This is a genomic window from Pontibacter diazotrophicus (genome assembly GCF_003367245.1).
Lineage (GTDB): Bacteria > Bacteroidota > Bacteroidia > Cytophagales > Hymenobacteraceae > Pontibacter > Pontibacter diazotrophicus.
In genome coordinates this window covers 1-1,993 of the sequence record NZ_QRGR01000073.1, presented here as the reverse complement: position 1 = coordinate 1,993, position 1,993 = coordinate 1, and the positions used below count along the sequence as shown (strand labels likewise).

Here is a 1,993-nt window from a genome sequence, read left to right as displayed (position 1 = left end):
TTATTCGGAATAAGCATATAATGCTCCTCTCTTTGATTGTGGTCAAGCGACAGGGGTGAAACCAATAGCTGAAGGTATGAACATGTGGCTGCTCCCTTTCCATTGCTGTTGCCATGCTCACAGACTTTTTCGGTCTGTTCCTCATGTACTTTCTTATGTTGAAGGCAGCGGCAGCCAGGAGCATGACCTTATGAGCGCCTGATTTTCCCAGCACATTGATGTTGCGCAGGCCATAGTGGTGTACCAGGCTCCCGAAGACCGGCTCCACTGTGCTCTGGCGAAGCTTTTTCATGCGCCTGCCCCGCCTGCTTTGCTGCCGGGCATATGCCCTCAGGTACTGTCTTAAAAGTCAAGGATTTTAGTTGAATTTTTCTTATCTTCCCCTTACCTGAAAGAGAGCTCCTGGCCGACAGGTGCGGGATGTTCATCTTGTGTAGCCCTGCCCAGCGGGGCTACTTTGTTTTCGTCTGCTGCGCAGACACCTGAAAGAGAGGCTCCGGCCTCCAAGCTAAGGATTGCCTCTTTTTGTTTTTGATGCCTTTGATCGTAAAGCGGGTCATACACCTGGTTCTTGCGCCACAGCGTCCAGATCAGGATCAGCAGCTTACGCTGCACAGCCACGTAAGCCTGCATCTTAGTCTTGCCCTTTGCCAGAAGCCGTTCATGGAGTGCGGTAAAAACAGGCTCTTTGTAGCGCACTACTGAAAAGGCCGGCAGGTGCATGGCCCGGCGGATATGGGCGTTGCCCTTCTTGGACATCCTGGTCTTTCCCGAGCGTTTGCCTGACTGGTTCTCCACCACATCATAGCCCGAGTAACTCACCAGCTGACCCTGCTTCTCAAAGGTGGCAAAGCCGTTGGTCTCGGCCAGGAGCACGGCCACCGTCTTGAGACCCACTCCTTTGATAGCCAGGAGCTTCTCCACCCGCTCGGCCAGCAGCGGGTCCTGGCAGATGAGTTCCTGAATAGCCTCCTCCAGCTCCTGGATGCTCTTCTCCAGCGTGCGGACCATCTTTTTGAGGCTTTTCTCCACCTGCTTTACCGCAAAGGCACTGTGGTGTAGGGCGTGGAGCTGGTTGAGGAATACGGTGCGCTGGTTAGAGAAGTCTTCCAACTGGCGGGTCAGGAGACGCAGCTGGTAGATGTTCTGCGACAGGGGTTGCCAGAGGGGCAGCAACTGCTCCAGGCCCATACGGGCCAGCCCTTTGGCGTCGATGCTGTCATTCTTGCTCTTGTGGCCCATGGCCTGCAGGTAGCGCTTGGCCTTGGTGGGCAGGATCACCGACACCTGGTAGCCCTGCTGGTGGAGGAACCAGGCCAGCTGCTCATAGTAGATGCCGGTGGCCTCCATGAGGATACGCAGTTCCACTTCTGCTGCGCGCTTGCTTTCCATCCAGCGCTGGAGCTGCCTGATACCGGCAGGTGTGTTGGCGAACTTGCGGGAGGCCTTCACCCTGACCTGACGCTCCATATCGAGGGTAGAGAAGACAACATCAAGGGAGTCTTTGGAAACGTCCACTCCCAGGTTTTGGCATAGCAGGTTTTTCATCATGTTGGGTAGTTTGGGTAAGTGAACTTCATCTGCAACCTATACTCACAGCTAGATACTAGGTCTCGCCTGCAGCAGGCGGCCTTTCGGTACTGTTCTGGCTTGGATGAAGAGGGAGGAAAGGGATCCCTGAGGGGCGACATCTTCAAGTGTCTAGTACTGTTACTTAATCCTTTCCTCCCTTATTGTATAAAAGCGAAGGTACAAATAGTAAGAATTGTACTCTTGGCTAATGTTTCAAAGATATGAGGTACTGCTCGTCATAGGCGGTCCGGGTGATTTTCCTGCACCGGGCCTTGGGGGCACACGTGGGTTTGAAGGAGCACTGCCTGCAGTCACTGGGCGCTGCCCAGTAGTTTCTCAGCAGCCTGCCGTCCGCAGTGCGGTCAAAGCCCTTGAAGGGGAGCGGCTTGCCCATGGGGCAGATGTAGCGGTCGTTCTCCTT

Annotated in this window: 3 protein-coding genes; 1 reads left to right on the top strand and 2 read right to left on the bottom strand. The window is 54.7% G+C overall.

Annotated features, from left to right (window positions below; genetic code table 11):
- The coding region (locus DXT99_RS27445; RefSeq protein WP_220273458.1) for a transposase at window positions 1-292 on the bottom strand (292 nt) is incomplete at its 3' end.
- Window positions 293-384: 92 nt separating this feature from the next.
- Window positions 385-1,551: an IS110 family RNA-guided transposase gene (locus DXT99_RS26685; RefSeq protein WP_246001071.1), complete on the bottom strand. Its 1,167-nt coding sequence runs from the start codon at window positions 1,549-1,551 to the stop codon at window positions 385-387.
- A gap of 229 nt (window positions 1,552-1,780) precedes the next feature.
- Here DXT99_RS26685 and DXT99_RS27665 point away from each other — a divergent pair.
- The coding region (locus tag DXT99_RS27665; protein WP_246001070.1) for a hypothetical protein at window positions 1,781-1,993 on the top strand (213 nt) is incomplete at its 3' end.

Coding starts and splice junctions, on each gene's coding strand:
- DXT99_RS26685 (WP_246001071.1), bottom strand. CDS start 1,551: ATGATGAAAAACCTGCTATGCCAAAACCTGGGAGTGGACGTTTCCAAA.